At 46.2% G+C, this 4071-nt stretch carries 4 protein-coding genes; all 4 read left to right on the top strand.

Going from position 1 to position 4071, the window contains the following annotated elements; translation table 11 throughout:
* Positions 1 to 1303, top strand: a 1303-nt coding sequence (locus ciss_RS07970; protein ID WP_305764292.1) for a multiheme c-type cytochrome, incomplete at its 5' end; no start/stop codon positions are given.
* Positions 1304 to 1320: 17 nt separating this feature from the next.
* A complete protein-coding gene (locus tag ciss_RS07965; RefSeq protein WP_075865747.1) occupies positions 1321 to 2187 on the top strand; it encodes an S-layer homology domain-containing protein in 867 nt (288 codons plus the stop codon).
* Positions 2188 to 2208: 21 nt separating this feature from the next.
* Entirely contained in the window at positions 2209 to 3498 is a 1290-nt protein-coding gene (locus ciss_RS07960; RefSeq protein ID WP_075865746.1) for a cytochrome c3 family protein, read from the top strand.
* 378 nt (positions 3499 to 3876) lie between these two features.
* Positions 3877 to 4071, top strand: a 195-nt coding sequence (locus ciss_RS07955; protein WP_143298519.1) for a hypothetical protein, incomplete at its 3' end; no start/stop codon positions are given.

Genomic DNA, 4071 nt, shown 5'->3' with positions numbered 1-4071 from the left:
CGAAAACAGCCAGCAATACCAGTGGGTCAGAAGCTATCCTTACAACAAAGGCACCCAGGTCTGGGTAAGCGGTCAGTTAAAGACCGAAGGGGTGGACTACCTTTTGGACGGCACCAGCGGCGAAACCAGGATTAAATTACTCCAGGGCAACGGCAGCGTAACGGTAGTATATGCCTACTTCTATCCCGCTCTGCAGGTAAAAATGGAAGTAAGAGACTATCTAAGATCCAGCGAATCCGTCCAGCACACTTCCGGAATCAACCAGTTTTGCGGAGCCTGCCACACCGACTACAACACCGACACCGGGGATATCGACACCAGCACCGGCTCTTCCGATAAATTAACCGGCCAGTACACCGAAGCCTACCGGCACCAGGTTGGCTTTAAGGTGGACGAGTTTAAAGCATTCTTACCCTTAACCAACATGGTTTACGAAAAGCGGAGTAACGGCGATGTCATGACCTGCCTCACCTGCCACTATGCCCACGGTGTAAGCAAGGAATTCTGGAAGCGGACGTTGTTAGATACTACCAATCAGAAAGTGTACGGCTACTGGAGCGAGGTAGGAGAGAACGGCTTAAAAGAGATTGCCGGGTCTTCGGCATTAAAGCGGGCGCCCAACATGGGGACCTGTGAGACCTGCCACCGGAAAGGACCCGGTGCTGAAGGCTACAACGCCAATACCGGACAAAACGTCAGCGTTATAGCCACTACTTACGAAAGCCAGACGGGAGCTACGGCGGTGGGCAGCAGTAGCTGCCAGTCCTGCCACCCGAAATACTATACCGGCTGGAAGAAGACCGCCCACTTTGACAACAGCGTAGGCTGCGAAAACTGCCACGGCAACGGAAGCCTCCACGTCAAAGCCCCCAACAGCCGGAATATCACCAACCCGGCTACAAAGACTGTGGGAGGAAAGGTTGATACCTGCGGTACTGCTGCCTGTCACGGTAATGGAGCAACCAAGAGAACAGAAATTTATGATTTTGGCGGTGTAAGCGAAAGCATCATTTATTACGGTGAAGCCATGAGTCAGGTGCAGGAATTTAAGGAAAGCAAGCATTACAGCAAAGCTGGTGTTTACTGCTCCACCTGCCACAATCCGCACGGCATGATAGCGGACAAGAACGGAATCGAAAAGCAGTTAAAATACCTGCCGAACGCTTTATGCGGCAGCTGCCACGATACTGGAGCGGCCTTTGACTGGGCGACCTTTATGCCCAAGGTAGGAAGGGACGATGGAAGCGACCAGGCGTTACACAGCTTTACTGCTTTTGAAACGGAAATGCCGGGATTAAGATAAGAGGGGAGGGAAAATAGTTGAAGAGGTATAAAGTAAGTTTAATTGCCGTTATTACCTGCCTGGCCCTGCTGCTTACCGCAGCAGCGGCCTTCGGCTACCGGAATTTAAAGCCTGCTGGCCAAACCTGTGAGCAAGCCTGCCACTATACCATAAAAGCAACGGATATTTCCAAACTTCCTTATGCCAAAGCTGTTAATTATGCTATTCAAAAAGGAGTATTTACCTTAAGTAAAGGAAAATTTAACCCCAATGCACCCATTACCAACAGCCAGTTTAGAACCGCAGTTTTAGCCGCCTATGCGGGAAATAATGTGGCTGCAATTCCCAACGATAACAAAACCTTCAACCGGGCAAAGCTTGCGGAGTATCTGGCTAAGATTATGGGAGCCAATGTAGCTGAGGTGGATACCTCGCAAATTGCCGATTATAACGGTAACAAATACGTAGCCTGGGCAGCCAACAATGGCTACTTAACCATAACAAAACGTATAAATAACAAAATGGTAACCAATCCTTCCGGAACTGCTACCCGGGCCGATGCGGCCTACGCCATTACCATGGCGGGATTGATTCAAACTACTAAAAGCGCAAAGCCAAACGGTAGAGCGGAAGTAGTTTCTCTACTTCATTCAAAGGTTGATAATAAAACTTTAGTCGAACATTATGCTGAATGGAGCAGCGGCAAAACCAATATTAAATCTGCCCAGTTTTGTTTATACTGCCATGATGATACTCCGACTTATAATGGACAAACTGTACCGGATGCTACCTACCGATACAGCGCCATAGTGGACATTGTCTACTCGGTTCACTACTTACAGCGGGTATATGCGGATAAAGATGGTGACGGCTTTGCCGATCCCGGTATGCAGAACCGGATATGAGGACCGCCCCACGCTGTTGCCGTGGGCAACTGGCTTGGCGTAATTGGGAGTTCTACCAATAAAGCACCGGGTGGCTGTCAGCGGTGCCATATTTCCTATGGCAACCGGGATCTGGTATTTAAAGTTACGATGAAGATTGCGACTACTTCTGAAATTCGAGCTGCCTTTGAAGATATTGACTGCTTAATTTGTCATACTGCCAATTACTTCTATAGCAAAGCTGGAATCCGGGAAGTAAAACAAGATAGTTCATATTCTTCAGTTGGTTTTAGAGCATATTACTTAAATGAAATTGATTCAAGCAAAGTAACATCAGCGTTAAATGCGGTATACAGCAAGCCGCTCCCCTCTTCCTGCGGTTTCTGCCACAATTTCTCTGCCGGCGGTCCGGCCTTTAAGCGGGGCTTCTGGTATCAGGAAGATGTTCACCTCGAGGCGAACAAACTAATCTGCACCGATTGCCATGAACCGGGAGTAGGGGGCAACAAACACGAGTTTAAGATTGGCAAGATGCCTGACTTATTTACCGTAGAAGTTTCGGCTAAACAGTGTACCGACTGCCATACCGGTACCATTCACGCCAATCAAGTGCTAAACGACCACTATAAGCGGGTTGACTGCCGAACCTGCCATATACCGGTAACTATTGGTCTTAGGCAAAAAGATTTTACCCAAAGGGTTGTAGCTACCGATTCTTACTATACCACCAACAATATGGTAGTGTATGAATCTTTAGAGATTGCAGGCAGTGGTAAAAAAGGTTGGGCGGTTAACGAAGGTCCCCGGAAACCCTCTTACTTCTTCCTGGGCAGCGGCTGGCAGGAAGAAAAACGCCACGGCATTAAACCGGGCCTTGGGACCGATAAAAACAATCCCAAAAACAAAGATGCCAAGATCATGCCCTTTAACGACTTAACGGTAATTGGTTATGCGGACAAAGCTACCGGCAATATCTTGCCGATGAAAGCAGGAATGTACTTCAGCAATATTGCAATATGGAACGTAGTTTATAATGGGGTATTAGATTGGCAAACAATCAACCGCAATAATCCTAACTTGAAACTTTATGATACTTTTATGGCTTCGTTCGATCCACTAAAGTATAATTCTCAGAGTAACTTTGACCAAAATGCCGTGGTTAAACAGTTTCCAACTTCTTACTACCAGATGGACCACCGGATTCGTCCGGCTTCCGAAGCCCTTAAGTGCGTTGACTGCCACAGTAGCAGTGGTGCTGCTCTGAACTACGATAAACTTACCCAGCTCGGCTATTCCAGCAAGCGCGCTAAACTCTTAATCTTTGTAAAATAAGCAAAATTTAGTACCGGAGAGGGGAGACCTTCTCCGGTATTCTTTCTTTGTATGACCCTTCCCGTGGTGCTTCATATATAAAAAAAGATAATGTGCAGCGAAACTATTTGGAATAATTATAAAATTTAGGTCTTAATAAAAAGGTATTGCAGGGATAGCGACAGATTTTTACAAAATATTTTGCGACTACTAACAAATATAGTATTTATACCCATAAAAATAACTAATTACTTTTGTGAAGGAGTTTTTTATAAAAATAAAGAACGAAAGTTACAAATATTACCAGTTTTACCATCATCATAAAAAAGGGCGGGAAAGGGGGGAGAAAGGGCCACGCTTTTATGGTGATGGTTTTAATCAAGAAAGGAGGAGGAAGTATTGAAGGGGAAGATTAAGTTTTTGTGCTTACTGGTTTTAGCCCTGCTGCTTTTAGGGACCAACGCCTACGCCGCCCAGCTTTTGACGGGCGACACTTACGCCCCCACGGTAAAGAAAGTATATGATGAGCAGAGGGGCATGGTAAGTAAGTTTAATGCCGATGATAAAACCTATTACCCCAATGAAATTTATTTA

Origin of the sequence: Carboxydothermus islandicus (assembly GCF_001950325.1) — a bacterium.
Classification (GTDB): domain Bacteria; phylum Bacillota; class Z-2901; order Carboxydothermales; family Carboxydothermaceae; genus Carboxydothermus; species Carboxydothermus islandicus.
This window is presented reverse-complemented; position numbering and strand designations above follow the sequence as displayed.